The 26,509-nt window shown below is 36.9% G+C and carries 25 protein-coding genes; 22 read left to right on the forward strand and 3 right to left on the reverse strand.

Annotated elements, in window-relative coordinates; all coding sequences use genetic code 11:
• Positions 1–193: 193 nt before the first annotated feature.
• The 6 genes from ACIQXI_RS02625 (at position 194) to recO (ending at position 5,738) form a co-directional block, all read left to right on the forward strand.
• Entirely contained in the window at positions 194–2,314 is a 2,121-nt protein-coding gene (locus tag ACIQXI_RS02625; protein WP_402921398.1) for an HD family phosphohydrolase, read from the forward strand.
• A 9-nt stretch (positions 2,315–2,323) separates the two neighbouring features.
• Entirely contained in the window at positions 2,324–2,797 is a 474-nt protein-coding gene (gene ybeY, locus ACIQXI_RS02630) for an rRNA maturation RNase YbeY (protein WP_402921401.1), read from the forward strand.
• Positions 2,798–3,148, forward strand: coding sequence for a diacylglycerol kinase family protein (locus ACIQXI_RS02635; protein ID WP_402921403.1), 351 nt, complete (start codon positions 2,798–2,800; stop codon positions 3,146–3,148).
• 250 nt (positions 3,149–3,398) lie between these two features.
• Complete coding sequence (locus ACIQXI_RS02640) at positions 3,399–3,812, forward strand: cytidine deaminase (RefSeq protein ID WP_402921405.1); 414 nt, start codon at positions 3,399–3,401, stop codon at positions 3,810–3,812.
• Complete coding sequence (gene era / locus ACIQXI_RS02645; RefSeq protein ID WP_402921407.1) at positions 3,799–4,716, forward strand: GTPase Era; 918 nt, start codon at positions 3,799–3,801, stop codon at positions 4,714–4,716. Before ACIQXI_RS02640 ends, era begins: the two co-directional genes overlap by 14 nt.
• A 227-nt stretch (positions 4,717–4,943) precedes the next feature.
• Entirely contained in the window at positions 4,944–5,738 is a 795-nt protein-coding gene (gene recO, locus ACIQXI_RS02650) for a DNA repair protein RecO (protein WP_402921409.1), read from the forward strand.
• 30 nt (positions 5,739–5,768) lie between these two features.
• Here recO and ACIQXI_RS02655 read toward each other — a convergent pair whose 3' ends face one another.
• Positions 5,769–7,196 carry an S-layer homology domain-containing protein gene (locus tag ACIQXI_RS02655; protein ID WP_402921411.1) on the reverse strand — a complete coding sequence of 476 codons (1,428 nt, stop codon included), beginning with the start codon at positions 7,194–7,196 and terminating at the stop codon, positions 5,769–5,771.
• Between the two features lie 750 nt (positions 7,197–7,946).
• Between ACIQXI_RS02655 and ACIQXI_RS02660 the strand changes: the two genes are divergently transcribed.
• Positions 7,947–9,665, forward strand: a complete 1,719-nt coding sequence (locus ACIQXI_RS02660; protein ID WP_402921413.1) for an HD-GYP domain-containing protein — start codon at positions 7,947–7,949, stop codon at positions 9,663–9,665.
• A gap of 110 nt (positions 9,666–9,775) precedes the next feature.
• Positions 9,776–10,564 carry a GNAT family N-acetyltransferase gene (locus tag ACIQXI_RS02665; protein ID WP_402921414.1) on the forward strand — a complete coding sequence of 263 codons (789 nt, stop codon included), beginning with the start codon at positions 9,776–9,778 and terminating at the stop codon, positions 10,562–10,564.
• 156 nt (positions 10,565–10,720) lie between these two features.
• Here ACIQXI_RS02665 and ACIQXI_RS02670 read toward each other — a convergent pair whose 3' ends face one another.
• The gene (locus ACIQXI_RS02670; protein WP_402921416.1) at positions 10,721–12,106 is read right to left on the reverse strand and encodes a glycine--tRNA ligase; all 1,386 of its coding nucleotides are present in this window, start codon (positions 12,104–12,106) and stop codon (positions 10,721–10,723) included.
• A gap of 472 nt (positions 12,107–12,578) precedes the next feature.
• Between ACIQXI_RS02670 and ccpN the strand changes: the two genes are divergently transcribed.
• The 9 genes from ccpN (at position 12,579) to ACIQXI_RS02715 (ending at position 21,102) form a co-directional block, all read left to right on the forward strand.
• Positions 12,579–13,211 carry a transcriptional regulator CcpN gene (gene ccpN / locus ACIQXI_RS02675; protein ID WP_024363022.1) on the forward strand — a complete coding sequence of 211 codons (633 nt, stop codon included), beginning with the start codon at positions 12,579–12,581 and terminating at the stop codon, positions 13,209–13,211.
• 18 nt (positions 13,212–13,229) lie between these two features.
• Positions 13,230–14,036: a pyruvate, water dikinase regulatory protein gene (locus ACIQXI_RS02680; RefSeq protein ID WP_402921417.1), complete on the forward strand. Its 807-nt coding sequence runs from the start codon at positions 13,230–13,232 to the stop codon at positions 14,034–14,036.
• A gap of 212 nt (positions 14,037–14,248) precedes the next feature.
• On the forward strand, positions 14,249–16,084 hold the full coding sequence (dnaG, locus tag ACIQXI_RS02685) for a DNA primase (protein ID WP_402921419.1): 1,836 nt from the start codon (positions 14,249–14,251) through the stop codon (positions 16,082–16,084).
• A 32-nt stretch (positions 16,085–16,116) separates the two neighbouring features.
• A complete protein-coding gene (gene rpoD, locus ACIQXI_RS02690; RefSeq protein ID WP_172772072.1) occupies positions 16,117–17,244 on the forward strand; it encodes an RNA polymerase sigma factor RpoD in 1,128 nt (375 codons plus the stop codon).
• Between the two features lie 244 nt (positions 17,245–17,488).
• Positions 17,489–18,052 carry a hypothetical protein gene (locus tag ACIQXI_RS02695; protein ID WP_402921420.1) on the forward strand — a complete coding sequence of 188 codons (564 nt, stop codon included), beginning with the start codon at positions 17,489–17,491 and terminating at the stop codon, positions 18,050–18,052.
• A gap of 488 nt (positions 18,053–18,540) precedes the next feature.
• Positions 18,541–18,891, forward strand: a complete 351-nt coding sequence (gene cccA / locus ACIQXI_RS02700) for a cytochrome c550 (RefSeq protein ID WP_402921422.1) — start codon at positions 18,541–18,543, stop codon at positions 18,889–18,891.
• A gap of 155 nt (positions 18,892–19,046) precedes the next feature.
• Positions 19,047–19,739 (forward strand): tRNA (adenine(22)-N(1))-methyltransferase, encoded by a 693-nt coding sequence (locus ACIQXI_RS02705; RefSeq protein ID WP_402921424.1) that lies wholly within the window; start codon positions 19,047–19,049, stop codon positions 19,737–19,739.
• Position 19,740: 1 nt separating this feature from the next.
• Positions 19,741–20,862 carry a Nif3-like dinuclear metal center hexameric protein gene (locus tag ACIQXI_RS02710; protein ID WP_402921425.1) on the forward strand — a complete coding sequence of 374 codons (1,122 nt, stop codon included), beginning with the start codon at positions 19,741–19,743 and terminating at the stop codon, positions 20,860–20,862.
• A gap of 9 nt (positions 20,863–20,871) precedes the next feature.
• Positions 20,872–21,102: a hypothetical protein gene (locus tag ACIQXI_RS02715; RefSeq protein WP_402921427.1), complete on the forward strand. Its 231-nt coding sequence runs from the start codon at positions 20,872–20,874 to the stop codon at positions 21,100–21,102.
• A 98-nt stretch (positions 21,103–21,200) separates the two neighbouring features.
• Here ACIQXI_RS02715 and ACIQXI_RS02720 read toward each other — a convergent pair whose 3' ends face one another.
• The gene (locus tag ACIQXI_RS02720) at positions 21,201–21,716 is read right to left on the reverse strand and encodes a DUF4871 domain-containing protein (protein WP_402921428.1); all 516 of its coding nucleotides are present in this window, start codon (positions 21,714–21,716) and stop codon (positions 21,201–21,203) included.
• Positions 21,717–21,986: 270 nt separating this feature from the next.
• Between ACIQXI_RS02720 and ACIQXI_RS02725 the strand changes: the two genes are divergently transcribed.
• The 5 genes from ACIQXI_RS02725 to ACIQXI_RS02745 all read left to right on the forward strand — a co-directional run bounded on the left by ACIQXI_RS02725 (position 21,987) and on the right by ACIQXI_RS02745 (position 26,365).
• A complete protein-coding gene (locus ACIQXI_RS02725; RefSeq protein ID WP_402921430.1) occupies positions 21,987–22,409 on the forward strand; it encodes a lactococcin 972 family bacteriocin in 423 nt (140 codons plus the stop codon).
• Between the two features lie 82 nt (positions 22,410–22,491).
• A complete protein-coding gene (locus ACIQXI_RS02730) occupies positions 22,492–24,504 on the forward strand; it encodes a hypothetical protein (protein WP_402921432.1) in 2,013 nt (670 codons plus the stop codon).
• A gap of 21 nt (positions 24,505–24,525) precedes the next feature.
• Entirely contained in the window at positions 24,526–25,170 is a 645-nt protein-coding gene (locus tag ACIQXI_RS02735; RefSeq protein WP_402921434.1) for an ABC transporter ATP-binding protein, read from the forward strand.
• Between the two features lie 106 nt (positions 25,171–25,276).
• Positions 25,277–25,525 (forward strand): DUF2164 domain-containing protein, encoded by a 249-nt coding sequence (locus ACIQXI_RS02740; RefSeq protein ID WP_402921435.1) that lies wholly within the window; start codon positions 25,277–25,279, stop codon positions 25,523–25,525.
• Positions 25,526–25,828: 303 nt separating this feature from the next.
• On the forward strand, positions 25,829–26,365 hold the full coding sequence (locus ACIQXI_RS02745) for an NADPH-dependent FMN reductase (protein WP_402921437.1): 537 nt from the start codon (positions 25,829–25,831) through the stop codon (positions 26,363–26,365).
• Positions 26,366–26,509 lie beyond the last annotated feature (144 nt).

Raw genomic sequence — 26,509 nt, forward strand, 5'->3', positions numbered from 1 at the left:
CAACGAAAAAGAAAAGTCTGTACCGAAAGCGAAGCGACAGATTCAGCGGTTTATGTAGGTATAAAGTGATAAATAACTAAAAATATGACGGCTATACGAATGCGTATAGCTGTTTTTTTGCTTTCTTTATACATTTTTCGGGAAAAATGTTTTTTGAATTGGTATGATAGGAGATAGATAGAGGAGGTGCCATATGGAGAAACAACTTCAGAAAATTACGGAGCTTATTGGGTTTCGCTACTTTTTGATTGTCGTTCTCATCCTAACAGGCGCATTACAGTTTACATTTATGTATGGCAATGTTAAGGGTGTTACATATGATTTTAAACCATTACAACTTGCATCAGAAACAGTACGGTCAACGAAAACAATCGAAGATACAGTGAAGACTCAACAAGAACGAGAAAAAGCTGCTAACGCAGTGACGCCTGTCTATCAATTTTCAGAAGACGTTGCCAAACAACGTGTAGCAATCGTGACGTCTTTATTTGATTATGTGCTTGAAGTGAAAAAGGATGTTGAAAGTAATAAAGATCCTGATGCACCTATCGATCAAGTGGCAAAGCTCCGGAAAAAATTAGAATCTATTGATGTGGATCAAATGCCTGTCGTCTTTACAGATGCTCAGCTTGAAGGCTTATTACAACAAAGTGAAGCAGATTTAAAGAGAACAAGTGTGCAACTATCAAAACTTGTCCAAGAATATTTACAAAAATCAATTCGCAAAGAAAATGTGTTAGCTGCTCAAAATGATTTTGAAACGAAAATTCGAGGTCAACGCGGTTATCCCGATAAGATTTTAAGCACAGTCGTATTAATTGGACGTGCGAGTATTGTTGAAAACGAAACAATTAATGAGGAACAAACGAAAGTTAGAATAGAGCAAGCAAAGGAAAGCGTTGAAGCAACGCGAATACTTCAAGGCCAAATCATTGTACAGGAAGGTCAAATTATTGATAATGAGGCTTATCGACAGCTAGAGTTACTAGGCATGGTGAGCAATAAAGCATCGATGAAGCCAATAGCAGGGCTAATTATTTTAACGTTCCTTCAAATGATCTTTATGTATATTTTATTTGATCGCTGGGAAGTAGAAGCTCGGAAAAAACGCAATGCATTACTCGTAACAGTAATTGTTTATAGTTTTTCTATCCTACTAATGAAGATTATCAGCTTAGTAGCAGATGGTTTTGATGTGACGGTGGCTTTCTTATTCCCAACTGCTTTAGCTACCATGCTCGTACGCCTGCTTGCGGATGACCGGGCGGCAGTACTTATTACAGTAATGACAGCGGCTTCAGCAGGTGTTATTTTCCAAGAAGGTTATTCATCGGTTATGCAAATGGAAATTACTTTGTACATCATCTTTGGTGGCTTTGCGAGTCTATTCTTTATGCGTAGCGTAGAAAAGCGTTCACATATTATGCAGGCAGTAGCAGTAATTTCCCTTGTAAATATGTGCTTTATCGCATTTTACTTATTGATGACACAATCATCGTATGGATTGTCTGAGCTCTTGTTTTATTTTATTGCCGCGCTTTTATCGGCACTATTATCAGGAGCTCTGACAATGGGATTATTACCATTTTTTGAGTCAGCCTTTAGTTTATTATCGACATTACGTTTAATCGAGCTGTCCAATCCAAATCATCCGTTATTGAAAAAGCTCCTAATGGAAACACCTGGAACATACCATCATAGTGTCATGGTGGCAAATTTAGCCGAAGCCGCATGTGAAGCAATTGGTGCAGATGGTTTGCTCGCGCGAGTTGGCTGTTATTATCATGATATTGGCAAAACGAAGCGACCAGCATTCTTTATTGAAAATCAAATGGCCGGTATGAACCCACATGATTCAATGCCTCCAGAGACTAGTGCAGAAATTATTATTGCACATACTACGGATGGAGCAGAAATGCTTAGACGTTATAAAATGCCACAAGAAATCATTGATATAGCGTTACAACATCATGGAACAAGTCTCTTGAAATTTTTCCTTTACAAAGCAAAGGAAGAGGGCAAAGTGATTGATGAGGTGAAGTTCCGTTATCCAGGGCCGAAGCCACAAACGAAAGAAGCGGCGGTCATAAGTGTAGCCGACAGTGTGGAAGCAGCTGTTCGTTCGATGAAAGAACCAAATGCTGAGAAAATACACAAGCTTGTGCGTGCAATTATTGACGATCGTGTACAAGACCATCAGTTTGATGAATGCGATATTTCGATAAAAGAGTTAAAATGTATAGAGCAAGTACTTTGTGAGACGTTGAATGGGATTTTCCATTCACGTATAGAATATCCAAAGGCAGATAAGTAGGAGGCACTAATGATTTTAACGATTGATTTTACAGATGAAACAAATGAAGTAACAGCACAGCATACGGAGCTTGTAGAAAAGCTTTTACAACATGCTGCTAAAGTGGAGAACATTGAACCGGAAACGGAAGTATCCGTAACCTTTGTGACCAACGAAGCTATCCGAGAAATTAACCGAGACTATCGCGGAAAAGACCAACCAACAGATGTGATTTCATTTGCTTTAGAGGAATTAGGCGAAGGAGAAATGGAAGTTACGTTTGAAGGAATGCCACGTATTTTAGGAGATATTATTATTTCAACGGATCGTACAAAGGAACAAGCTGAGGAATATGGACATTCTTTTGAGCGTGAATTAGGCTTTTTAGCTGTCCATGGCTTCTTGCATTTACTAGGTTATGACCATATGGTACCAGAAGATGAAAAGGTGATGTTCGGCAAGCAAGAGGAGATTTTACAATCTTACGGCTTAGGACGTGACTAAATGGATTTACGCAAATATTTACGTTCGTTTGGATATGCTTTTGAAGGGATATTAACAGCATGGAAAGAACAAAACTTTCGATCCCACTTAATTAGTGCGATTATCGTTTTAATTGCTGGTTTTTTCACAGGTTTATCGCGAGTTGAATGGTTTATTGTGCTATTATTAATAGCACTGATGTTTGCGCTTGAAATGGTGAATACCGCAATCGAACGAGTTGTTGACTTAGCGTCAACAGAACTTCATCCGCTCGCAAAGCAAGCAAAAGATATAGCAGCGGGCGCGGTGCTTGTATTTGCGGTATTCAGTGCTATAATCGGTTTACTAATCTTTATACCAAAATGGTTTTAACTTGATTTTTAGCAGAAATTCTTTACTACATTATGTGTGGTTGACAGCCAACTATGCACTTAACATGCAGTAAGGCTTCAAACATTGGCTAAATCAAGAAATGCCACCAGCGGATGTCATAGATTTTTAAAGAGCAACATTTTTATAGCAAGCTCGAAAAAGTCTGGGCACAATGAGGCCAAGGCGTAATTGATTTAGTACCCTATAAATCGGGTATGACTGAATTATATGAAGAGGAGAATTGGCATAGATGAAAATAGATATGCAAGCATTACTAGAAGAGTCAAAAAAAGCACGTGAAAAGGCATATGTTCCTTATTCAAAATTTAAAGTGGGGGCGGCACTTTTAACAAAAGGTGGAGAAGTTATCCACGGCTGTAATATTGAAAATGCGGGCTATAGTATGACTAATTGTGCAGAGCGTACGGCGTTTTTTAAAGCAGTATCAGAAGGTGTCTATGATTTTGAGGCAATTGCCATTGTAGCCGATACGGACGGTCCTTGTGCGCCTTGTGGTGCTTGTCGTCAAGTGATGGTAGAATTTTGTGCACCATCTATGCCGGTCTATTTAACAAATTTAAAAGGTGATGTCACGGTAACGTCAGTTGGCGAGTTACTACCGTTTGCATTTACGACGGAGGATTTAGAGAATGCTGGAAAATAATACTGGCTATAAGTCAGGCTTTATCTCAATTATTGGACGACCAAATGTCGGGAAGTCGACATTTTTAAACAGGGTCATTGGTCAAAAAATAGCCATAATGAGCGATAAGCCACAAACAACACGAAACAAAGTACAAGGCGTACTAACAACAGATGATAGCCAAATGATTTTTATTGATACACCAGGTATCCATAAACCAAAACATAAACTAGGCGATTTCATGTTAAAAGTATCGAAAAATACATTACGTGAAGTGGACGTTATTATGTTTATGGTGAACGCTGAGCAAAAGCTTGGAAAAGGCGACGAGTTTATTTTGGAATTGCTCGAAGGCAACACGACACCTGTATTTTTAGTCATTAATAAAATCGACCAAGTGCATCCAGATGAATTGATGGGTATTATTGAGAGTTATAAGGAACGTTATGACTTTGCAGAAATTGTGCCGATTTCAGCACTTCAAGGGAATAATGTTGAAAACTTACTGGCAACATTATCTAAATATTTACCTGAAGGTCCACAATATTATCCTGCCGATCAAGTAACAGACCACCCCGAACGTTTTATTATTTCAGAGTTAATTCGTGAAAAAGTGTTACATTTAACGCGTGAGGAAATACCGCATTCGATCGCTGTAGTGATTGATAAAATTCGTCGTGATGAAGAAAATGAAGGTAAAATCCGTGTAGCGGCAACAATTATTGTGGAACGTGATTCGCAAAAAGGTATCGTCATAGGCAAACGAGGAGCACTACTGAAAGAAGTAGGCATTCGTGCACGTAAAGATATCGAAATGCTACTTGGTTCTAAAGTTTATTTAGAACTATGGGTAAAAGTGCAAAAAGATTGGCGTAATAAATCGACACATCTTCGTGATTTCGGTTTCCGCGATGATGAATATTAATAGACACTTCTATTCAAAAAACATGTAAACATTAGCAGAATCAAAGAATGACCCGTCGTCTGTCATACATTTTTTATGTAGCATCGGAAAGTTGGATGCAAGGGCGACGACGAGCAGTCATTCATTATGATTATCATTCAATGTGAAATAGTCAAAAAGGAGCTGTCCAAATGCTATTTGGGGAGCTCTATTTTCTTGGAAAACGTGCAGAAAAGGAGGGGGAATGAATGCTTTATAAGTGGGAAGGCATAGTATTAAAAGTTCGTGCGTACGGAGAATCGAATAAAATTGTCACATTGCTAACAAGAGAGGCTGGTAAGGTAGCAACAATGGCACGAGGGGCGAAAAAGCCTTCGAGTAGATTATCTGCGGTGACACAGCCCTTTACATATGGCATGTTTATGGTACAGCATCATACTGGTATGGGTACTTTGCAACAAGGAGAGCATCTAAACTCCATGCGTCATATACGCGAGGATATTAACGCGACAGCCTATGCAAGCTATATTATGGAACTAATCGAACGTGTAGTGGAAGAGGGCAAAGCAGAGCCTTTTGCATTCGAAGTTCTACTACAAGCACTACAGGCGATAGAAGATGGCTATGATCCGGAAGCGATAACACTTTTTGTAGAGTGGAAAATGCTTCCCTATACAGGTGTACAACCGATACTGCATGCATGTGCTGTATGTGGAGCGGTAGATGGTGAATTTGCCTTTTCCTTTGCACAAGGAGGTTTCTTATGCCACCGTTGCTATCAGCACGACCCATATATTATTCGCTTAACACCAACACAGCTAAAGTTAATTCGCATGTTTTATACTGTACCAATCGATCAAATTGGTAAACTAGAATTGAAAAAAGAAACAAAATATTTTATCAAAAAAATTATTACAACCATTTATGAAGAACAAACGGGTATTCGTTTTAAAACAAAAAAATTTATAGAGCAATTAGAAAGAACACCAGAGTTACAATTAAGAGCTAATCCAGACAAAACAGAAATGCCAGAGGACAACTAATGTTAGTCCGCTGGCATTTTCTATTAGTAATTAATTTGCATCCATATCATCATATAAATCGTAATAAGTAGCCCACTTACCGGCAATTTTCATAAATTCAACATATAAATAAGTTGTTTGTCCATTTTTGCCAGTTACGTGTAATACGGCATTGCCTTCAGCTAAAGGTGTTACGTTTAATTTATTACCTTCGATTACTGCTTTGACCGGTACTTTGTGTGTAGGATCAGAGCTATCGTCTAAGTTTTCTAATGCAACTTGAACTGGTTCAAATGATAAATAATCACTTGTAAATGTTAGTTGATCAGTAATTTCGTAAAGGTCGATACTACGTACAAAGTCATACGTATAGACATCAGCTGCCATTACTTGTTGTTGTGTACCATTCGTAAATGTTAATAAGTATTGTCCTTCTTTAAAAATCGATAATGTAGCCGCATTATCAGTTGATTCAAATGCATAGTCGTTAGAAGATAATGCTGAACCATCTTCAGTTTGAATACTTACTTCAGTTGGTGTAAATGTTAAATCCGTTTCGCTTAAGTTAAGCGGAAGGTTTTCTACATAATCTGCTTCATTCACTTCTTCAAGTGTTGTTTGTAATTTGCCATCTACAGATTTTACATGAACTAAGAAAAAGATATCCGTAAACTCTTCCGTCTCTTCGCTAAAACCAGTAATGACTAATTTACCTGTACCTTCTTTTAAAGGCTTAATGGTAACTGAATCAGTCAAGTCCATTTCGTCATCCCAAGTGAAAATATCCTCTGCTGGTTCTATTCCACCATATGAAGCAAAAATATAGTCTTGGTTATAACGATTAGCAGAGATAGTTACGTTATTTTGAGTGTTTTCAGCACGCACTACAAAAGAGGCAAGTTGTGAACGTTTCACATAGCTTTGTGGTCCAAAGGTAGTAGGTGTTGTACCTTTTGTAATGTTATTAGCAAACAATGTTTGAATATAGGGCTCATATTCACTACCTGCTACTACATCAGTAAAAGGAATCTCTACATCATCAGTAATTGTTAAATCAAATCCTTTAACAATCATTTTAGATAGTTGTCCACGTGTAATTTGTTTTGTTGGATTGAAATAACCATTTGATCCTCGGATAATACCTGCTTCAGCTAGTGCAGCAATTGCACCATAGTTTTCACTATTCGGCGTAATATCTTTGAAGTGTGGGTTTTTTACATGAACCGTATCAAGATGCAAAATGCCTGCTAAAATTTTTGCTGCCTGTGTACGGGTAATAAAATTAGCGGGCTTGAACGTGCCATCTGGGTAGCCAGAAATAATCCCACGCTCTGCTAGGTTAATAATTGCTTTTCCTTCCTCTGTAGATGGATTAACATCGGGGAATGAAGTTGCTGCATGGGCTGGTGGTGCGATGACAATAGCACTCGTTGCAAGTGTTGCAGCCAGAACCATTTGATAAAAACGATGTGATTTCAAGTTGTTTCCTCCAAAGAATAGATATACATTTTTATAGCTTGCTTTTTTTAGTAAAGAATCCTTCCTATGTACAGTTTCAAGCTTCCGGACGATTGATTGCGAATGGGTTGGTATTACTATGTAATGTTAAAAAAATGCAATTTAACATAAAAGATTAACTATAATAATTTATTTATATCAAATTGTTGTAGCTGAGAATAGAGGGAATTTTAACCACTATAATTTGGAAAAAGTATTTTAACTAGGAAAAAATGAGTAGAATAATGACTAATGAAGGAATAAGTAAGAATTTTTTTATTTTTTTCACCATAAGGTATAACGGCGGAATTATAACTATTTTTTTGTAAAAATAGAGTTTGAAATTTACAGAAATAGTATAAAAGAATTAATTCGTTATGTACGATCAATATGTTTATAAATAAGTTAATGATTCAAAGGGCTCATTATTAAAATAGTTTATAATATATTCATAGTATTAACTAATCATTCCAATCCCATATACTAGTTGAAAAGGCATTTTAACCTATGATATTGTAAAGATACAGAAAAAATATAAATTGCTATGTTTGTATAAATATACAAAATGAAGGTAGAGAAAATACAATTTTTATTAATAATTTAAACCATATTTATAATAGCCAAGCCTCTATTCAGCTAAACGTAAACATAGTACGTTATGAGATTAATGCAGTCCTATGAAAAGGGAGGGAGGTCACATGATGCAGTAATCAGGCGTGTGTGGCTGAAAAAATGCTAAAAAAAGTGACATTAAGTATTGAAGAAATAGAAGCCAATGATATAGTAGCAGAAGATATTTTTTTCGAGTATCGCTTATTAGCTAAAAAAGACTTAGTTTTAACTGAAAGAATTATAGCATTACTGAAATTGAGAAAAGTAGAGGAATTATCAGTTTATATATCAACAGATTCAGTAAGGATTGTTCATGATTTAAGTGTTCAACGCGCACAGGAATTTGAAGATGTATTTGCGCCTCTCTTGGAGCAACAAGAACAAGTAGATGAATATAAAGAAGCAATCAATCATTTGTTTATGACAACATTAGAAAATGTTGTACATGAATTACGGTATGGTCAAATTTTAAAAAGCATGCAGGACACGGCATTTGTCAAAGGGGTTTTTCAACGAATTTTAGAAGAGAAACATCGCTACGATTTGCTCATCCGTTTAAGAGATTGGGATGAGTATTCTTTTGTTCATTCGTTTGATGTGTTTGTACTTGGCACAATTTTTGCACGTCATTTAGGTTTAACAAATATTGAGTTGCTGGCACGCGGTTATTTATTTCACGATATCGGCAAATTATATATTCCGCAAGAAATATTAACCTTAAAAAGAAAGCTGTCCGAAGAAGAATTTGAACTTGTTAAAACCCATACAACAAAAGGCTATGAGCTCCTCGTGGAAAATGGTGAAGCGGATATTGCTTATTTAGCGCGTGATCATCATGAACGTTTTGCAGGAAAAGGATATCCGAACAAACTTTGCGCAGATGATATGAGTGATGGTGTCCAGCTTCTACAAATTATTGATGTTTATTCGGCAATGACTTCAAAGAGGGTTTATCATTCTGGGTATAATGCAACAGATGCTTTAGCAGTATTATATCGCGATCGGCATTTATATAATGAACAGTTTATGCATAAATTTGTTGAATGCCTTGGAATCTATCCTGTTAACTCAATTGTATTATTATCTGATCTTCGTAGTGCACAAGTAGAGCTTGTTTATGATTTATTTCCAACATTACCGAAAGTAAAGTTATTAGATGAACAAACGTCCATGAATTTACCTCTAAATTATAGTGTAAAAATTGTCAAAATGATCGATTATCGCGCCAATAGCTTTGAGGAAATCTTTAATTTATTTATCGAACAGTTAATACGTAATGATGAAAAGACATTAAAAATCTATTTTAATCGATTAATTGACCATTTACATCCAAAAGAAATTGTTTTAAAAATCTTCCTACCAGCCTATCGTATTTTACGGCTACTAACACGAGAAATTCAAACCGATATGAAGAAATATAAAAATTCCATTCATATTTTAAAGAAGCTTTTAGAAGAGCAATTAAATGTTCTGTATATGGATTATCAGCATGAGCAAACAACAATTTTAGTAGTCGAAACCTCTTTGCGCGAGAATTTTTTTATTAAACTTGTTCAGAGTATTTTGTATATCGATAAGATTGTGCCGTGCTTTATCAATCCAGGCAATGAGCATCATATTACACAATTGATGGGCCATTGCGGGGTCAATACGGCTTATTTTATTGAGGAAGAATTAATGACAGAAAAACGAGTTCGCCCAATGCGTGAAGGCACATTTCTCTATTACTCCTTAAGTGACATCGAAGAATTATTAGTAAGCTTAGTTGGCATGAATATGAAAAAGTTTTTATTTGAAGAAAAAATGCAGGAGCGTTTATTTGTATCATTAAAAGCCTAGAGCCATAAAACCAAATCAAAATTTGATTTGGTTTTTATGCTATTATATAAGGAATTATTTAAAAAATATGGTAATGGATGAAAAGCTAGTCTTTAAAGGGGGGAGTAAGAATGCTAACTGAAACAATTGTTGAATTAAGCGACGATAATATTTCTCAAAGTGGATGTTTTTGTCTCCGTAGTAATGTCAATGCGCCAGGATACATCAATAAACATAACTGGCTCCATCAAAGATTTCAAGAAGGTTTAAAATATGTGAAAATAATGGAAGGTCATAAGGAAGCAGGGTTTATTGAATATATACCAATTGAATATTCTTCACGAGTTGTTTTTGGGGAAAACTATATGGTAATACATTGTTTATGGGTCAGTATGACGAACAAGGGCTATGCCTCTAAATTAATCAATAGGTGTCTACAAGATGCAAAGGAACAAGAGAAGGTAGGGGTCATTGTTATTACAAACCCAGATACATCATGGGTCCCAAATAAGGAGATTTTTTTAAAGCATCATTTTAAAGAGATAGCGCACGCACCTTACGGATTTGAATTGCTTGTCAATAAATTTGGAAATGCACCAGATCCCTATTTTCCGAATGATTGGCAGGAGCGTCTGTCTTCATTTCAAGCGTTAACGATATTTCGTACACCGCAATGCCCATTTGTAGATATTGCAACGGACAATGTTGTAGAAGGTGCAAATAAACTGGGCATTCAAGCTAATATAATAGATTTGCAAAATAGAGAAGAAGTTTTAACATATTCTCCTACTCCTTATGGAATTTATGGAGTCGTCTATAAAGGCACATTACTATCCTTCCATAGATTAACAGTCCATTCGGCGATAAAGCGTTTAAAAGCGTTACATACAATTAATTGTTGTAATAATAGCGAGCGGTGAGCCGTAACAAACGTGCTAGCCAAATGTTACGGCTGACATATGTAGCTGAAAGCAACCCAGTAGCAGTCATTAACGACATTGAAAAAAGTGTTAGATTGATTGCGTTCAATCTAACACTTTTTCTCTTGCCGCTTAGCTTTTGACAAAAATATTTAATTAAAATTGAAGATGCTTTTCGATATACGCTTTTACATCAGCGATTGGCATACGAACTTGTTCCATTGAATCACGGTGACGGACAGTTACTTGACCATCTTCTTTTGAATCAAAATCGTATGTGATACAGAATGGTGTACCGATTTCATCTTGACGGCGGTAGCGTTTACCAATTGATTGGGATTCGTCAAAATCAACCGGGAATGATTTGCGTAGTTCTGACCATACATCTGCCGCTTCATCTGATAACTTTTTAGAAAGTGGAAGAACGGCTGCTTTAAATGGTGCTAAAGCAGGGTGGAAACGTAATACTGTACGTTTGTCATCGCCCTCTAACGCTTCTTCATCATAGGCATCACATAAAAATGCTAATGTTACACGGTCAGCACCTAAAGATGGCTCGATACAATATGGTACATAGCGTTCGTTAGTCACAGGATCAATATAAGTGAAATCTTCACCTGAATGTTCCATATGTTGTTTTAAGTCGTAGTCTGTACGGTCAGCTACACCCCATAGTTCGCCCCAACCGAATGGGAATTTAAATTCGATATCTGTTGTAGCGTTAGAGTAATGTGATAATTCATCGTCCTCGTGGTCGCGTAGACGCATAGAATCTTCTTTCATGCCTAAGTTTAGTAACCAGTTTTTACAAAATTCTTTCCAATATGCATGCCATTCAAGATCTTCACCTGGCTTACAGAAGAATTCAAGCTCCATTTGTTCAAATTCACGTGTACGGAATGTGAAGTTACCTGGTGTAATTTCGTTACGGAAAGACTTACCGATTTGGGCAATACCAAACGGTGTACGTTTACGCATAGAGCGTTGTACGTTTTTAAAGTTAACGAAAATACCTTGTGCTGTTTCTGGACGAAGGTAAATTTCGTTTGTAGAAGATTCTGTTACACCTTGGAACGTTTTAAACATTAAATTGAATTGACGAATATCAGTGAAATCCGCTTTGCCACAATCAGGACAAACGACATCGTATTTCACCATTGTTTCTTTCATTTGCTCAAATGTCATACCATCGACGATGATTTCATCACCTTTGGCTAATGCCGCATCTTCGATGATTTTATCTGCACGATGACGAGCTTTACAAGCTTTACAGTCTACCATTGGGTCGTTGAAGTTACCAACGTGACCAGATGCTACCCATGCTTTTGGGTTCATAAGAATTGCCGCATCAATCCCAACGTTATGTTCTGATTCTTGGACAAACTTTTGCCACCAAGCTTTTTTCACATTATTTTTTAACTCAACACCAAGTGGACCATAATCCCAAGTGTTTGCTAAGCCTCCGTAGATTTCAGAACCTGGGAAGACAAAGCCTCGATGCTTCGCTAAAGATACAATTGTTTCCATTGATTTGTTAGCCATAAAAATAGCCTCCTTTGTAATTTTCCTTGCATAGTAATGAAAAGTAAAAGTGTTGATATGACGAATTGCATTAGCAAGAGCGTCATATGCGTTGTTGCAGTTTTTTCATTTAGCATGAGCTAAATAAAAAATAGCACCCGTCTCCGGGCACAAATAATGCCCAGGGACGAGTGCTAATACCCGCGGTTCCACCCTGATTGTTTTAAACGGATGTTTAAAACCTCTTTTCAAAAAGTTAGCTCAAGGAGTGCCTTTTCTCTGCTACTGCGTAGACTTTCACCATCTTCTACTCGCTAAATGTTGAACAGATACTTTTTTCCTATCATCGCCTGTATAACGCAAGATTGCTCGAAAATACATTTAGAGCAAGCGTATGTGTCAATATTGTAGCATGTCATTCTTTTCTTCGCAATAACCATTAAAATAGTATATAATAATTGAGCATAAGTATAACACTATTAGATTTGAGGCGGTGAGTCCAATCGAACTCAACAAACGTCAGGAAGACATTTTACAAATTGTGAAAGAGAACGGCCCAATAACAGGGGAGCATATTGCAGAACGTCTCAATCTGACAAGAGCGACTTTAAGACCAGATTTAGCAATTTTGACAATGGCTGGCTTTTTAGATGCTAGACCACGAGTTGGCTATTTTTATTCTGGGAAAAAAACTTCCGTAACATTAACGGATAGCATTAATAATTTAAAAGTAAAAGATTTTCACTCAGGACCAGTTGTGGTTCCAGAAACAATGACGGTATATGATGCCATTTGTTTCATGTTTTCAGAGGATGTTGGAACCTTATTTGTTGTCGATAAGAACGAATTTTTGACAGGGGTTCTATCTCGAAAAGATTTACTGCGTACAAGTATTGGCACCCAGGATTTAAATAAAATTCCTGTACATATTATTATGACACGCATGCCAAATATTTCGTACTGTGAAAGATCAGATTCTTTAGTTGTAGCGGCCAATAAGCTAATAGAACGAGAAGTAGATTCCTTGCCGGTAATTGAACCTCAAGAGGGTGGCTTGACGATTGTAGGCCGTTTAACGAAAACGACCATTACACGCGCCTTCTTATCGCTTGCGCAAAATGTCTAAACGTAGAAGGAGAACAGCATGAAAAGACTACGTGTTTTTGTTGTATCTGATTCAGTCGGCGAAACTGGTGATCAAGTAGCCAAAGCGGTTATAAGCCAGTTCCGACCGGGCTTGGAAAATACAATTATTCGGCGTTTTCCACATATTCAAACAGAGGAACTTGTTCAAAAAATTATCAGCCTCGCTGCCAAACAAAAGGCATTTATTGTGTATACACTTGTTCGCCAAGATATGCGAGCATTGGTGCATGACCTATGCGAAAAAGAAAAAGTTCATGCTGTAGATATATTAGGACCAGCGTTGAAGACGATGGCAACTTTTATGGAAGAAATACCATTAGAGACACCAGGCATTGTGCACCAACTAGATGATGATTACTTTAAAAAAATAGAGGCGATAGAATTCGCAGTAAAATACGATGATGGTAGAGATCCACGAGGCTTATTGCAAGCGGATATTGTTCTTGTTGGTGTTTCACGTACATCTAAAACGCCTCTTTCACAGTATTTAGCACATAAACGTTATAAGGTGGCAAATGTCCCATTAGTTCCAGAGGTAGAGCCGCCGGAAGAATTATTAAAAATTGATCCCAAAAAATGTTTTGGCTTGGTCATTTCACCTGATAAATTAAACTCGATACGAAAAGAAAGATTAATGACTTTAGGATTAAATGACGATGCCATTTATGCACAACATGCACGCATTTTAGATGAAATACAACATTTTGAAAAAGTTGTTGAAAAAATCGGTTGCAAAGTTATTGATGTGACGAATAAAGCGGTTGAAGAAACAGCAAATGTTATTGTTGAATATCTTGCTAGGTAAATAAGTAACCAAATTTAGTAAACCACCTCGGGTTATTAGAGGCGGTTTTTTTGAGTCGCTTTTGAAAATAGTATAGATAAATACTAAAATTTGTTTTATAATAATAAAATTGTGGTAAAAATATTTATAAAGAGAAAAATCCTATTTTTTTGTCGAGAAATAAAGGATTTTTAAAACGGATAGCGAATTGTGTTCTAGAACGAAAATTAAAGATGGTGATGAATTTGGCAGGGAAAATACCAGAAGAAGTGATTGAGCAGATTCGTACACAATCAGATATTGTGGATGTCATCAGCGAATATATGCAGCTGACAAAGCGTGGGCGCAATTGGTTTGGTCTCTGTCCATTTCATGGAGAACAAACGCCATCTTTTTCTGTGTCTACAGATAAACAGATATTTCACTGCTTTGGTTGTGGAGCAGGTGGTAATGCTATTACTTTCGTCATGGATATCGAAGGGATTTCTTTCCCGGATGCCGTTATAAAACTTGGTGAACGTGTTGGTATGCACCTAGATGTAGGCCCGAGTTTACCAGAGGCAACAACCAAGATTTCAAAAGCGGAAGAAAGGATGAAAGAAGCGCATGCTTTTGCAGCAGATTTCTTTCATCATTTACTGCTAAATACGGAAGATGGGGAAGAGCCTTTAAATTATTTGCTAGAAAGAGGATTTACAAGGGAACTTATCGAATCTAATAGCATTGGATGGTCTCTCCCAAGCTTTGATGCACTAACGATATTGCTTGAAAGAAAAGGTTATAACTTACAAGAAATCGCTGATAGTGGTCTTGTGATCAAACGTGAAGGGGAAGAACGCTATTTTGATCGTTTTCGAGGGCGTATTATGTTTCCTATTCGTGATGAGAACGGTAAAATTATTGCTTTCTCAGGACGAATCTTGTCATCGACCGGCGAAGAGGCAAAATATTTAAATAGTCCAGAATCACCAATTTTTCAAAAGAGTGAAGTACTTTATAACCTAGACAAAGCACGAACCTCTATTAGAAAAAATCGTCAAGTAGTGTTGATGGAAGGTTTTATGGATGTTTTGGCTGCAACTTCAGTTGGCGTAACAAATGCCGTTGCAACAATGGGAACCTCGCTGACGAATCAGCATATCACAAAGCTAAAACGCTTAGTAGAGCAAGTTACGATTTGCTATGACGGTGATAATGCTGGATTTGATGCAGCGAAAAGAGCGGCGCAGTTACTACAAACAGAGCGCATGAAAGTAAATATTGCGGTTATACCAGATAAACAAGATCCTGATGAGTATATTCAAAGTCTAGGTGGACAGGCTTTTAAGGAACAAATTTTGGAAAAACCACATGCGTATATTGCTTTTATGATGATGCATGCTAGACGAAATAAGAATTTTCAGTTTGAAAATGATACGCTTCAATATATTCAAGAAGTGCTTGAACAATTAGTGGGTAGCTCCTCACCGATTGAACGAGATTTGTATATCCGACAGCTATCGAATGAAACAGCGGTCTCGGAAGAAGCAATCTATGCCCAATTCCGAAAACTAGAAGCAAATCAAGTACGTTCTGCGAAAGTGGACATGCCAACACCACCTTCGATTTCGATGCCAGTCACACAGCAACAAAAGCCTATGGACGCAGCCGAACGTGCCGAACGTTTATTACTGGCTCATATGCTTCATAATATAGATGTAGTGGACAGGGTATTACGTAGTGAACAAAAAGAGCCTTTTGTACGAGATGCCTATATGGCTGTTTTTGTACGATTGGTAGGATTTTATGAAGAATATGGACATCCAGATTATCAGCGTTTTGTAGAAATTCTAGATGATGCTGAATTACGCAAAATTGTGATGGAAGCTGCTTTAGTGGAGCGTGACCCTGACCAAGCTGAGTCAGAAGTTACCGATTCTATCCGACAGCTTCAAAAATATAGAATTGAACAAGAAATTCATCAAAAGATGCATGAGTCAAAGGAAGCGGAGAAGATGCACGAGTATGCACGTGCTCTTGAAATCGCCCAACAGATTATTCATTTAAGAAAATCGTTATCGGCGATTTAACCCGATTCGGTTGTTTAGAAGGAGGAAGGTTTATGGCGGACAAGTCTGAACGTTCAAAAGAGGTAGAAGTAGAAATTACATTAGATGAAGCAAAAAAATTACTACAAGAAAAGGCGAAAACAGAAGGTGAAATTTCGATGAAAGAAATTTCAGAGAAATTATTGCCTTATGAATTGGAAAATGAAGAAGTTTTCCACTTCGCTGAAGATCTTGAAAAAAATAAAGACATTCAAATTATCGGCAAAGAAGAGTTTGAAGAAGAAAGCTTAATGAAAGAAGAAGCTAATGAAGAAACGTTCGATTTAAATGATTTAAGCGTTCCACCAGGCGTGAAAATTAATGACCCTGTACGCATGTATTTAAAAGAAATTGGCCGTGTAGACTTACTTTCTGCGGAGCAAGAGATTGCTTTAGCGGAGCGCATCGAGCAAGGTGATGAAGAAGCGCGTAAACGTTTAGCAGAAGCGAATTTACGTCTTGTAGTATCGATTGCCAAACGCTATGTTGGTCGTGGTATGCTATTCCTTGATTTAATTCAAGAGGGGAATATGGGTCTGATTAAGGCAGTTGAGAAATTCGACTACCGCAAAGGCTTTAAATTCTCAACTTATGCTACATGGTGGATTCGTCAAGCTATCACACGTGCCATTGCCGACCAAGCACGTACAATTCGTATCCCGGTGCACATGGTAGAAACCATTAATAAATTAATTCGTGTGCAACGTCAATTGCTACAAGATTTAGGTCGTGAGCCTTCTCCAGAAGAAATTGGCGAGGAAATGGATTTAACACCTGAAAAAGTCCGTGAAATTTTAAAAATTGCGCAAGAACCTGTATCTCTTGAAACGCCAATCGGTGAAGAAGACGATTCACACTTAGGGGACTTCATTGAGGACTCAGAGGCTCAATCTCCTTCTGATCATGCAGCCTATGAATTGTTAAAAGAACAGCTTGAAGACGTATTAGATACATTAACAGATCGTGAAGAAAATGTACTTCGCTTACGTTTCGGTTTAGATGATGGTCGTACACGTACATTAGAAGAAGTGGGTAAAGTATTTGGTGTAACACGTGAACGTATTCGCCAAATTGAAGCAAAAGCACTTCGTAAATTACGCCACCCTTCACGTAGTAAGCGTTTAAAAGATTTCTTAGAATAATAATATAAACTGAATACACTTACGCTAGAAAACCCCGTCAAATCATTTGGCGGGGTTTTTAATTATAGTTGAAATAATAATTTGCTATTAATAATTGAAGGCATTTACTCAATCTTGTAGTAAAAATGTATAATTTGAAAGGTTTAAAAGTTATGTTTTTGCGACTTTTTACAGATGCTCTTTCATTCGTAGTGAGATAAAATTGTACTACAACCATTATTAAACAATGTTTGGAGAATATACGATGACAAATCCACGGAAAAAAATTATTTTAAATGAGATATTGTTTTGGAAGCAAAATAAGCTTTTACCAGAGCACTATTGTGACTTTTTAGCGACTCTTTATGCAGAGGGAAATGATATAGAGGAACTAGAGTCAGCAACTCATAAGCAGGCAGTATTGCCTTTAGAAAAAAGAAAGATGATGCTTTTCTTATTGGGATTATGCTTGGGTATAATGGTGCTATTGTATTTTTATTTTACAGTAACGACCTTACTGCTTTTTTTAACAGGCATTGTGGCCATCACTGCAATTATATTATTCATAATGGCTTTCCGAGTTGCAAACAAAAATAACTTATTGGCACCCATATTGCATATTATCGCTGCTATTTTGTTATTTAGTTTATCAATTCGCATGTATACTACATATTTTAATGGCAATAATATGGCGTTATTCGCCTTTATAGCAGCAAATTGTTGTGTATGGCTAATATCAGGTATAAAAATGAAACTACTTTATTTCACTATATCCGGTGTGCTAGGATTGCTGGCATTAATTAGTTATTATTTGTATAATTTTATGTAAATTAAAATAGCCACCTATGATTATTCTTGTTCATATGGGGCTATTTTATTTTTTTAATATAGCAGTATGACTTTTTTAGAAAAGTATATTTTGTAGGAATCTGTTGAAAAAACATAGAATGATACTATATTTAAATAACAGTATAACTTATTTAGACAATTGTTATCATCTCAAGTGAACATAAAGTTTACACATTTAACAAGAAGAAATTATTTTTAGCGTTCTACGTATATGAATGGTCTTGGGGTGGCAAAATAGTTGCATGAAGTATAATAATTTATCTATGGAAAAGGTTTTCTTTAAGTCTAAATATTGGTTTTAACAAGACTTGATTTATCCAATTTCTGCAGAAATGTCGAAATTGTTACAAACAAAGGAAAACTTAGCGAATGGGGCTTTTCGTTTCCTGTTTAATGCAGTACAATATTAGATGTTGACTGATTCTATATTATAATAGAAGTAGATTTATTAATGAGGAGGGGAAACTTATGAAAAACAATCCAGTCGTTCCTTACATCTTGATTCTGGCATTTGGTATTGGTCTTATTTTCTTCATGTCTTTACAAGGCGCAGATAACAAGAAAGAAATTGCTGCTGAACACGAGGGTGGCGGCGAAACTACAGAAGCTAATGATGATGGTTCTGCATTAGTACAAACTTGTATCGGTTGTCACGGTGGTGACTTAACAGGTGGCGTTGGTCCAAACTTACACGGTTTAGATGAAGCGCATATCGTGGATGTGTTAACAAACGGTATTCCAGGCACACCAATGACACCAGGAATGAAAAATGAAGCGGAAGCTAAAGCAATCGCTGAGTACATTTCTTCTTTAGAATAGTTTTGAAAAGTGGCTGTACTTAAAGTGTATTTACGCTTTTAGTACAGCTTCTGTTATGATAATGGAGTTGCTCACTATTTGAGACAACTCCATTTGTTTTTTTGAGCAACTTCATCCATACTAGAATGGACTCTATATAAGGTAGGCGGTTTAACATGAACGCACAAAAATTATCAAAAAGATTAGAAACAGTAGCAAAATTTGTTCCAACAGGTGCGGTTGTAGCGGATATTGGCAGTGATCATGCCTATTTACCATGCTATTTAATTCACAAAGGGATTGCTACTAGCGCAGTAGCAGGAGAAGTTGTCAAAGGTCCTTTTGAATCAGCAGTAGGACAAGTGAAAAAAGAAGGCTTAACAGAAAAAATTATAGTGAGACTGGCAGACGGTTTAGCTGCTGTGGAAGCATCAGATCATGTAGATACAGTAACAATTGCCGGTATGGGTGGTCCACTTATTGTGTCAATTTTAGAGAAGCATCCGCAAAGCTTACAAGGTGTCACACGTCTGATTTTACAGCCAAATATTCATGCAAAAGTAATTCGCGAATGGGCATTAGCTAATAATTGGGCAATTCTTGATGAAGATATTTTAGAGGAGGACGATAAGATTTACGAAATTCTTGTTTTACAAAGAGGACCAATGGAGCTTACAACTTCGGATATTTTATTTGGCCCTAAATTATTGCTACGTCAATCGCCAGCATTTTTGAAAAAGTGGCAACGCGAAAAAGAAAATTGGCAGCGCGTACTACAATCTATTGAAGATGCGGAGCCAACACTTGAAATTGAGGAGAAACGTGCTGAATTACAAGCGCTAATTCTTTTAGTGGAAGGAGTTTTATAGCATGAAAGCTGTCAATGGTCAGGAAATTATTCAATTATTTGAAACATGGTCACCAAAAAAACTAGCATGTATGGAAAATGATCCAATTGGACTTGCCATTGGTACATTAAATAAACCAGTTCACAAAGTTCTCGTAACATTGGATGTCAATGATGCCGTAGCAGATGAAGCGATTGCACAGGGCTGCGAGCTAATTATAGCCCATCATCCACCCATTTTCCGACGTTTAGCGAATATTCGAACTGACAATCCTGCAGGGCAATTATATGAAAAGCTTATTAAACATGATATTGCTGTCTATGCCGCACATACAAATTTAGATGTGGCAGAAGGCGGTGTTAATGATTTATTGGCGGATGCTTTGCTGTTAGAAGAGCGGTCTATATTAGAAGAAACATATGCTGAAGATGTACTTAAGCTAGCTGTATTCGTACCAACGGCCAATGCAGATGCGCTGCGTGAAGCATTAGCAAAGGCGGGAGCTGGACATATAGGTTCTTATGAAGCCTGCAGCTATACAACAGTTGGAGAAGGTCGTTTCCGCGCATTAGAAGGGGCTAATCCCTTCGTTGGATCGGTTGGACAATTACATGTCGAGGAAGAAATGAAAGTAGAAGTTGTATTCCCAGCTTCTATTAAAGATCGGGTATTAAAGGCAATGTTAAATGTTCATCCATATGAGGAGCCGGCATATGATGTTATTCGTTTAGATCAGCAAACGAATCGTATGGGATTAGGCCGTGTTGGTTATTTACCAGAAGATATGACGTTACAAGACTTTGCAGCGTTTGTTAAGAAACAACTAGATGTGCCAGCTGTTCGAGTGGTGGGAGATTTACAATCGACAGTAAGAAAGGTTGCACTAGTTGGTGGAGATGGCAATAAGTATATTTACACGGCCAAACGTGCGGGAGCAGATGTATTTTTAACAGGCGATATGTATTTCCATACTGCCCAAGATGCACAAGCAATTGGTCTGCAAATTGTAGATCCAGGTCATCATGTTGAAAAAGTGATGATTGCTGGCGTCGCAAAAAAAATGGCGGCAATGTGTGAGACAAAAAAATATGAGGTAGAATTTGTTCAATCTGCGATACATACAGAGCCGTTTTTATTTGTTTAAGAAAGGGGTATGGATGTGGCAAACGGAAGACCGGCTGGCAATAATGCCGGCAAGTTATGGATGATGATTGGTTTACTCATTGCTGTGTTCGGATTGGGTATGACCTTCATGACGAATACGATGAATGAGAACAAGATAGATGCCCTGACCAAGCAATGTGAAGACGAGGGAGGCAAAGCCATCGTCTCGAAAGATAAGAAGTTTTTATCAACAAACTACGCATTTGAATGTAAAAAATAACACAATACGCGTATGAATGAACGCAACCTTTTGAGGATGTTTCTTAAAAGGTTGCGTTTTTTATTGTAGCAAAAAGAATAAATACGCTGTTAGATGTTTTAACTGTCCTCAACATGTAAAACTATATCCCCAAATAATTTTTCATTAAAATATATTTCTAAAGTCCATAAGCCACTTGTAGGGAACACCATACTCGAAGGCAGGTGGGAATCGGCACCGTTATTAGGGCTAATGGATGTATTGGGATATTGCCATACTGTAGCATCGCCAGATAGTAACACGGGATGTGCTTTTCCTTTTTTGTCTATCCCAACTACTTTAAAATCGCCACTTATACGATTTTGATCTCCCCAAAAATGCCACATATACTTATTTGCTTTATTAGCAATAATCTTTTCTTCTACTACCTCACCTTTTTTTCCCGAACCGACTAAAAAACCAACTTTCTCTTCTTCGCCAATTAACAAATACTCGCCTTCTGTCCCATCACCCAACGTAATAGGCAATGAAAAAGTAGAATTTACCTCACGTGTCTCTTTGTTATCAATATTGGTACAACCGACAAGCGTTATTAATAATAGCATAGATATTAATAGAATCGTTTTACTCCTCATACGTCACCTCCTTATCAAATTGCTATTCCTTATTAGTAAATATGAGTTAAATAATTACTTAATTATATTAATTAGACATTTTTGTAAATATACCTTTTATTCAATTAATTGAGAGTCACTGTTATGAGAAAATAACAAAACTGATTATTGAAAATATATTGATTTTTACATTTTATTGTGCTATATAAAAAAATAAATGAATGAGAATCCATTGATAATGGGAATTGAAATAAATTAATTGATGAAGTTAAATGAAAGAAGGTGATCGATATGTTAGCCAAAAATACTGTGAGGGTGAAAATAGTCGTGTTAGCGGTGGTGGCATTATTGTTATGGCCGTCTGGGGCTTTGGCAGTGTCACATGATACTATTCAAGATCCTTTAATTGCTGCAACATCAACCGTTGCAACACAAAGTGATCAATTCAGCCGAGGGGACGTTTCCCGTAAATGGCTAGCACCAGGACCAATCAAACAATATCCAAATGAGGGTGGCACTTGGCAGTATGGATTTTGGAATGCGAAAGTTCGTTCATACTACACAGTGGATCGCTGTCATGGAAGCACGGTAGAGTTAAATAGTAATCAATCTAGATCTGTTGATACTGTAGCCGGAAAAACTTCCATTGCTGAACTTTGGGCGGTGCAGTACCCTACCCACGTTGATCGTTATTACTATCGGGTATGCAATTAAGTACTAGAACTTCAATACTTTAGAGGCTTGGAATGTCTTTCGCAGTAGGCATTCCAAGCTTCTCAATTAAGGAGGAGAGGTCATGCTTAAAAGAGCAGTGCAACTGACATCTATGATTTGTGTAATGATACTGTCTCTGCTTATTTTTCAATATACGTCACTTGACCAACAGCGGCTGCCATTAGGCACTACCAATCAATTTGATTTAAATCTTGCTGAAACTACGATTGCAAAAGATCAATTGGTTTCGGACCTTAATCAACTAACAGATCATTATAATGCAATCGTAGTAAAAACTTCTGTTGACCCTGAAAACTATGACAACAAAAAAGATATTATTTATTTTGGGACTGCTAAACCAGCATTTCATGGCTTGCTTATAGAGCACAATGCGATTAAGTGGTTCGAATCTTCTTTAACAGGTGAATTGCTTTCCACTGCAGATATAGGCACCCGTTCGATAGCAGGCACCTATGCTTTTAACGCCGGGGAAGATTTCCGAGAAGCACTTGAACATTGGACGCAACAGCATCAAATTGGGCTTTTATGGGTTCCAGAACCATCTAATTTAACAATTTTATATGCATACTTATTTCAAAATGGTATAGGAAATGCAGTGCTTGCTTCCTTGCTGTTATTAATAACGACCATTATTACTTGGATATTTCAACATGCAAAAGCAAGGTCTATTCGCTTATTGGGCGGTGTGAAAGCAGGGAAAATACATATGGAGGATACAATGACAATAGTATCTTTTATCATTGTCGGATTTTTGTTAGGTTTGTTTATGTCATTAGGCTATGTAGGTGTCGTAAAGGACATTCGACAAATTCCATTGGTATTGAATCGTCTACTACTTTGTCTAGTGCTATTTTTGATTGTTGTTGGTATCATTACAGCCTTGCTATCGCTTATTGCTAGTCCAAAAGCTGCCCATATTGCCAATAGACAAATACCGTTGAAGCGGTTTTCCGTCATGGGAAAGCAAAGTCAAGTGCTTGTTATGATTTTATCACTAATTGTTATCCCGACCATCATCACATCTTTACTAATAACCAATCAATTGTCAAAAGACTATGCACTTTGGGACAAAATGCACAATGTCGTTCGACTATCAATGTTTGACTTGGATTCATTAGAACAAGAGTCGACTCTTCCCGAGGTAGAGGCTTTTTTTTCTAAAATGCAAGCGGCAAATAATTTAAGTCTTTCTTACGTTATTGATAAAGCGATTTTTTTAGAGCCACATCGAATGGGTGGCTATGATCATATTATTATGACAGATCGTGCTTGGATTGATTTGCTAGAAATAGGTGTGGAAACAGAAGGCAAGGGCGGGAAGCTCATTGCAAAAAATGTTAAAGATTTACCAGTTGAATTGGCTTCGTTTTTAGAAGGTCAAATTCGGCTATGGACGAAACATAATGAAGTCTATCCAGCGCAAGGTTTAACTTTTTACGAATATGTGGGAACAAAATTTCTTGCATTACCACCAAATGTTGGTCTGGCAGGGGAAACAGTGCAAGCAGAAAATCCGTTAGTTATACTGATAGATGGTCAGCTAACAGACATTGTAAAAACGAAAGGGTTCTTAATATCTTTAGCTTCTAGTGGTAATATCGTTTTTTTTGATAAAGTTCATTTACAAGCCGCTTTAGCGAACTCCGTTATGAAACCTTCTATCACGTCGATTAATGGGATAGCAGACGTTGCTTTGGAAACGGCTCAACGGTTTAAACAACAATACGTTTACTATATTGTAGCGGGAATACTTATTTTCGTCACAATGGTTTTGACTGCGGTATTAAATGGCAGACTATGGGCTGGCACGAATGGCAAACGTATTTTCACTTTGCACTCCTTTGGCTACACTTACACATCGATTATTGGACCTGCTTTAAAGTCACAACTATTTACAATCATTCTAACAACAATTGTCGGTTCTATCATTGGTTATTTAGTACACCACGTACAACTTAGCGTATTACTTTCATCTGCTTTGTTTGTCGGCATTTTATATTGGTTAGGTAGTTACATTTCCTTTAAAAATTCCGCAAAACAAGCATTTTATCGAACTAGTCATCGGTACAATTAAATGAATAAAGGAGTAATGGATATGATTATTCAAACGAAGGATATTGGCATCGAAATTAGTGGGAAAACGATTTTTTCTAATATTTCCTTAGAGATTAATCCGAATGAAATGATTGCCATTACTGGCCCTTCTGGTAGTGGCAAAACAACACTTTTAAATTGTCTAGGGCTTATTCAAACAGTCAATAGCGGGGATATCCTCATAGAAAATCAAAATGCTAGTAAATGGAAGGAGAAAGAAAAAACAAGTTTTCGGAAAGAAAAAGCGGCATTTATTTATCAAGACTATGGCATCATTGAAGATGAAAATGTCAGTTATAATGTGACATTAAATAAGCGACAAGCAAAAACAAAGGTTGTTGACGAAATCCTACATACAGTTGGACTCGGTGGAAGAGGGCAAGATATGGCAGCTGTTTTATCGGGAGGAGAAAAACAGCGACTAGGCGTAGCGCGTGCAATTTATAAGAAAGCCACGATTATCTTTGCGGATGAACCAACAGCCTCGCTAGATAAATCAAACAGAGAAATGATTATTAATTTATTAAAAACATGTAGTCAAAACGGTGCGAGTGTCATTATTGCGACCCACGATGAACGGCTCGTCAATGTTTGTGATAGAAGTATCAATTTGCTTGATTATACTCGATTGAGGGAAAATGGCTAGTAATCGGAGAAGTAACTATTTAGATGAAAAATTTACTATGAGCACTATACAAAAGTCTACCATAGTCTATACTTGATGTAATGGAATGCAAAAAGGGAGTGGCTACATGTTTATCCGATTAACAACAGAGCAACAAGAGCTAATTATCGCTGATATTCAACGCTTTTTCTATAATCAGCGTGATGAAGATATTACTGAATTTGAAGCGGAAAGAGTGTTTGATTTTATTAAAGAAAATATCGCACCATATATTTATAATGCCGCGATTTCTGATGCGAAATATGTTGTGGAAAGTCAACTTTCCGCTATAGATGATGAGCTAGTTGCTTTAGAGCGTCCAATTAAACATAAATAATAACGAAGTGAGAAACAATTGCTAAAAAATTGTTTCTCTTTTTATTTAAAAAATAAAGCTGAATTATTTGACAATTAAAAGTAATTTATGGTAATTTTATCTCGAATTGAAGATAAATAATCCCAAAGTAAATGCACGCATATCATTCATGATTTTTTATCTTGAGTTCAATATGAAAAAGCAGCTTGATGAATAGAGTACTGATTATTTGAACACCATGGGTAAGAGTGTAGTTTTATGATAATCTCCAAAGAAAGATGCAATCAGCAATTAATTTTTAGGGAAGCATAAGGAGGAATAGTGATGTTGAAAATCGGGATTATTTTAGGTAGTACACGTGAAGGACGTGTAAGTCCACAAGTTGGTCAATGGGTGAAGGAATTAGCAGAAAAACGCCGTGATGCAGAATATGAAATTATTGATATTGCTGAATTTAAACTACCACTTTTAGGAGAGCCAGGTGGCGATGCTTCAGGTGCTGCCGCGTGGGCACAACGAATTGCTGCATGTGATGGTTTTGTCTTCATAGTGCCAGAATACAACCATTCCATTACAGGAGCCTTAAAAAACGCCTTAGATTACTTACAGAAGGAATGGAATCATAAAGCAGCTGGTATTGTGTCATACGGTTCTGTAGGTGGTGCACGTGCGGCTGAACATTTACGAGGGATTCTTGGTGAACTATTAGTGGCTGACGTTCGTGTACATCCTGCCCTATCGTTATTTACTGATTTTGAAAATGGCAACGTCTTTAAACCAAAAGATGTGCAAGCAGATTCAGTAAATCAAATGTTAGATCAAGTTATCCCGTGGGCAACAGCATTAAAAACACTTCGCTAAAAAATAACTTCATAATAGAATGTTAAAAGTATACTGGCGTCATGCCAGTATGCTTTTCTTATTGGTTTTTTAGTGCCAGGCACCCGAACAATTTTGAAAAAAAGAAAATTTACCGTTGGTTATGTCAATACGTTATGCTAATAT

It is taken from the genome of Lysinibacillus sp. NPDC097195 (assembly GCF_044762075.1).
Taxonomy (GTDB): domain Bacteria; phylum Bacillota; class Bacilli; order Bacillales_A; family Planococcaceae; genus Lysinibacillus.

Coding starts and splice junctions, on each gene's coding strand:
- ACIQXI_RS02625 (WP_402921398.1), top strand. CDS start 194: ATGGAGAAACAACTTCAGAAAATTACGGAGCTTATTGGGTTTCGCTAC.
- ybeY (WP_402921401.1), top strand. CDS start 2,324: ATGATTTTAACGATTGATTTTACAGATGAAACAAATGAAGTAACAGCA.
- ACIQXI_RS02635 (WP_402921403.1), top strand. CDS start 2,798: ATGGATTTACGCAAATATTTACGTTCGTTTGGATATGCTTTTGAAGGG.
- ACIQXI_RS02640 (WP_402921405.1), top strand. CDS start 3,399: ATGAAAATAGATATGCAAGCATTACTAGAAGAGTCAAAAAAAGCACGT.
- era (WP_402921407.1), top strand. CDS start 3,799: ATGCTGGAAAATAATACTGGCTATAAGTCAGGCTTTATCTCAATTATT.
- recO (WP_402921409.1), top strand. CDS start 4,944: ATGCTTTATAAGTGGGAAGGCATAGTATTAAAAGTTCGTGCGTACGGA.
- ACIQXI_RS02660 (WP_402921413.1), top strand. CDS start 7,947: ATGCTAAAAAAAGTGACATTAAGTATTGAAGAAATAGAAGCCAATGAT.
- ACIQXI_RS02665 (WP_402921414.1), top strand. CDS start 9,776: ATGCTAACTGAAACAATTGTTGAATTAAGCGACGATAATATTTCTCAA.
- ACIQXI_RS02670 (WP_402921416.1), bottom strand. CDS start 12,106: ATGGCTAACAAATCAATGGAAACAATTGTATCTTTAGCGAAGCATCGA.
- ACIQXI_RS02680 (WP_402921417.1), top strand. CDS start 13,230: ATGAAAAGACTACGTGTTTTTGTTGTATCTGATTCAGTCGGCGAAACT.
- dnaG (WP_402921419.1), top strand. CDS start 14,249: ATGGTGATGAATTTGGCAGGGAAAATACCAGAAGAAGTGATTGAGCAG.
- rpoD (WP_172772072.1), top strand. CDS start 16,117: ATGGCGGACAAGTCTGAACGTTCAAAAGAGGTAGAAGTAGAAATTACA.
- ACIQXI_RS02695 (WP_402921420.1), top strand. CDS start 17,489: ATGACAAATCCACGGAAAAAAATTATTTTAAATGAGATATTGTTTTGG.
- cccA (WP_402921422.1), top strand. CDS start 18,541: ATGAAAAACAATCCAGTCGTTCCTTACATCTTGATTCTGGCATTTGGT.
- ACIQXI_RS02705 (WP_402921424.1), top strand. CDS start 19,047: ATGAACGCACAAAAATTATCAAAAAGATTAGAAACAGTAGCAAAATTT.
- ACIQXI_RS02710 (WP_402921425.1), top strand. CDS start 19,741: ATGAAAGCTGTCAATGGTCAGGAAATTATTCAATTATTTGAAACATGG.
- ACIQXI_RS02715 (WP_402921427.1), top strand. CDS start 20,872: ATGGATGTGGCAAACGGAAGACCGGCTGGCAATAATGCCGGCAAGTTA.
- ACIQXI_RS02720 (WP_402921428.1), bottom strand. CDS start 21,716: ATGAGGAGTAAAACGATTCTATTAATATCTATGCTATTATTAATAACG.
- ACIQXI_RS02725 (WP_402921430.1), top strand. CDS start 21,987: ATGTTAGCCAAAAATACTGTGAGGGTGAAAATAGTCGTGTTAGCGGTG.
- ACIQXI_RS02730 (WP_402921432.1), top strand. CDS start 22,492: ATGCTTAAAAGAGCAGTGCAACTGACATCTATGATTTGTGTAATGATA.
- ACIQXI_RS02735 (WP_402921434.1), top strand. CDS start 24,526: ATGATTATTCAAACGAAGGATATTGGCATCGAAATTAGTGGGAAAACG.
- ACIQXI_RS02740 (WP_402921435.1), top strand. CDS start 25,277: ATGTTTATCCGATTAACAACAGAGCAACAAGAGCTAATTATCGCTGAT.
- ACIQXI_RS02745 (WP_402921437.1), top strand. CDS start 25,829: ATGTTGAAAATCGGGATTATTTTAGGTAGTACACGTGAAGGACGTGTA.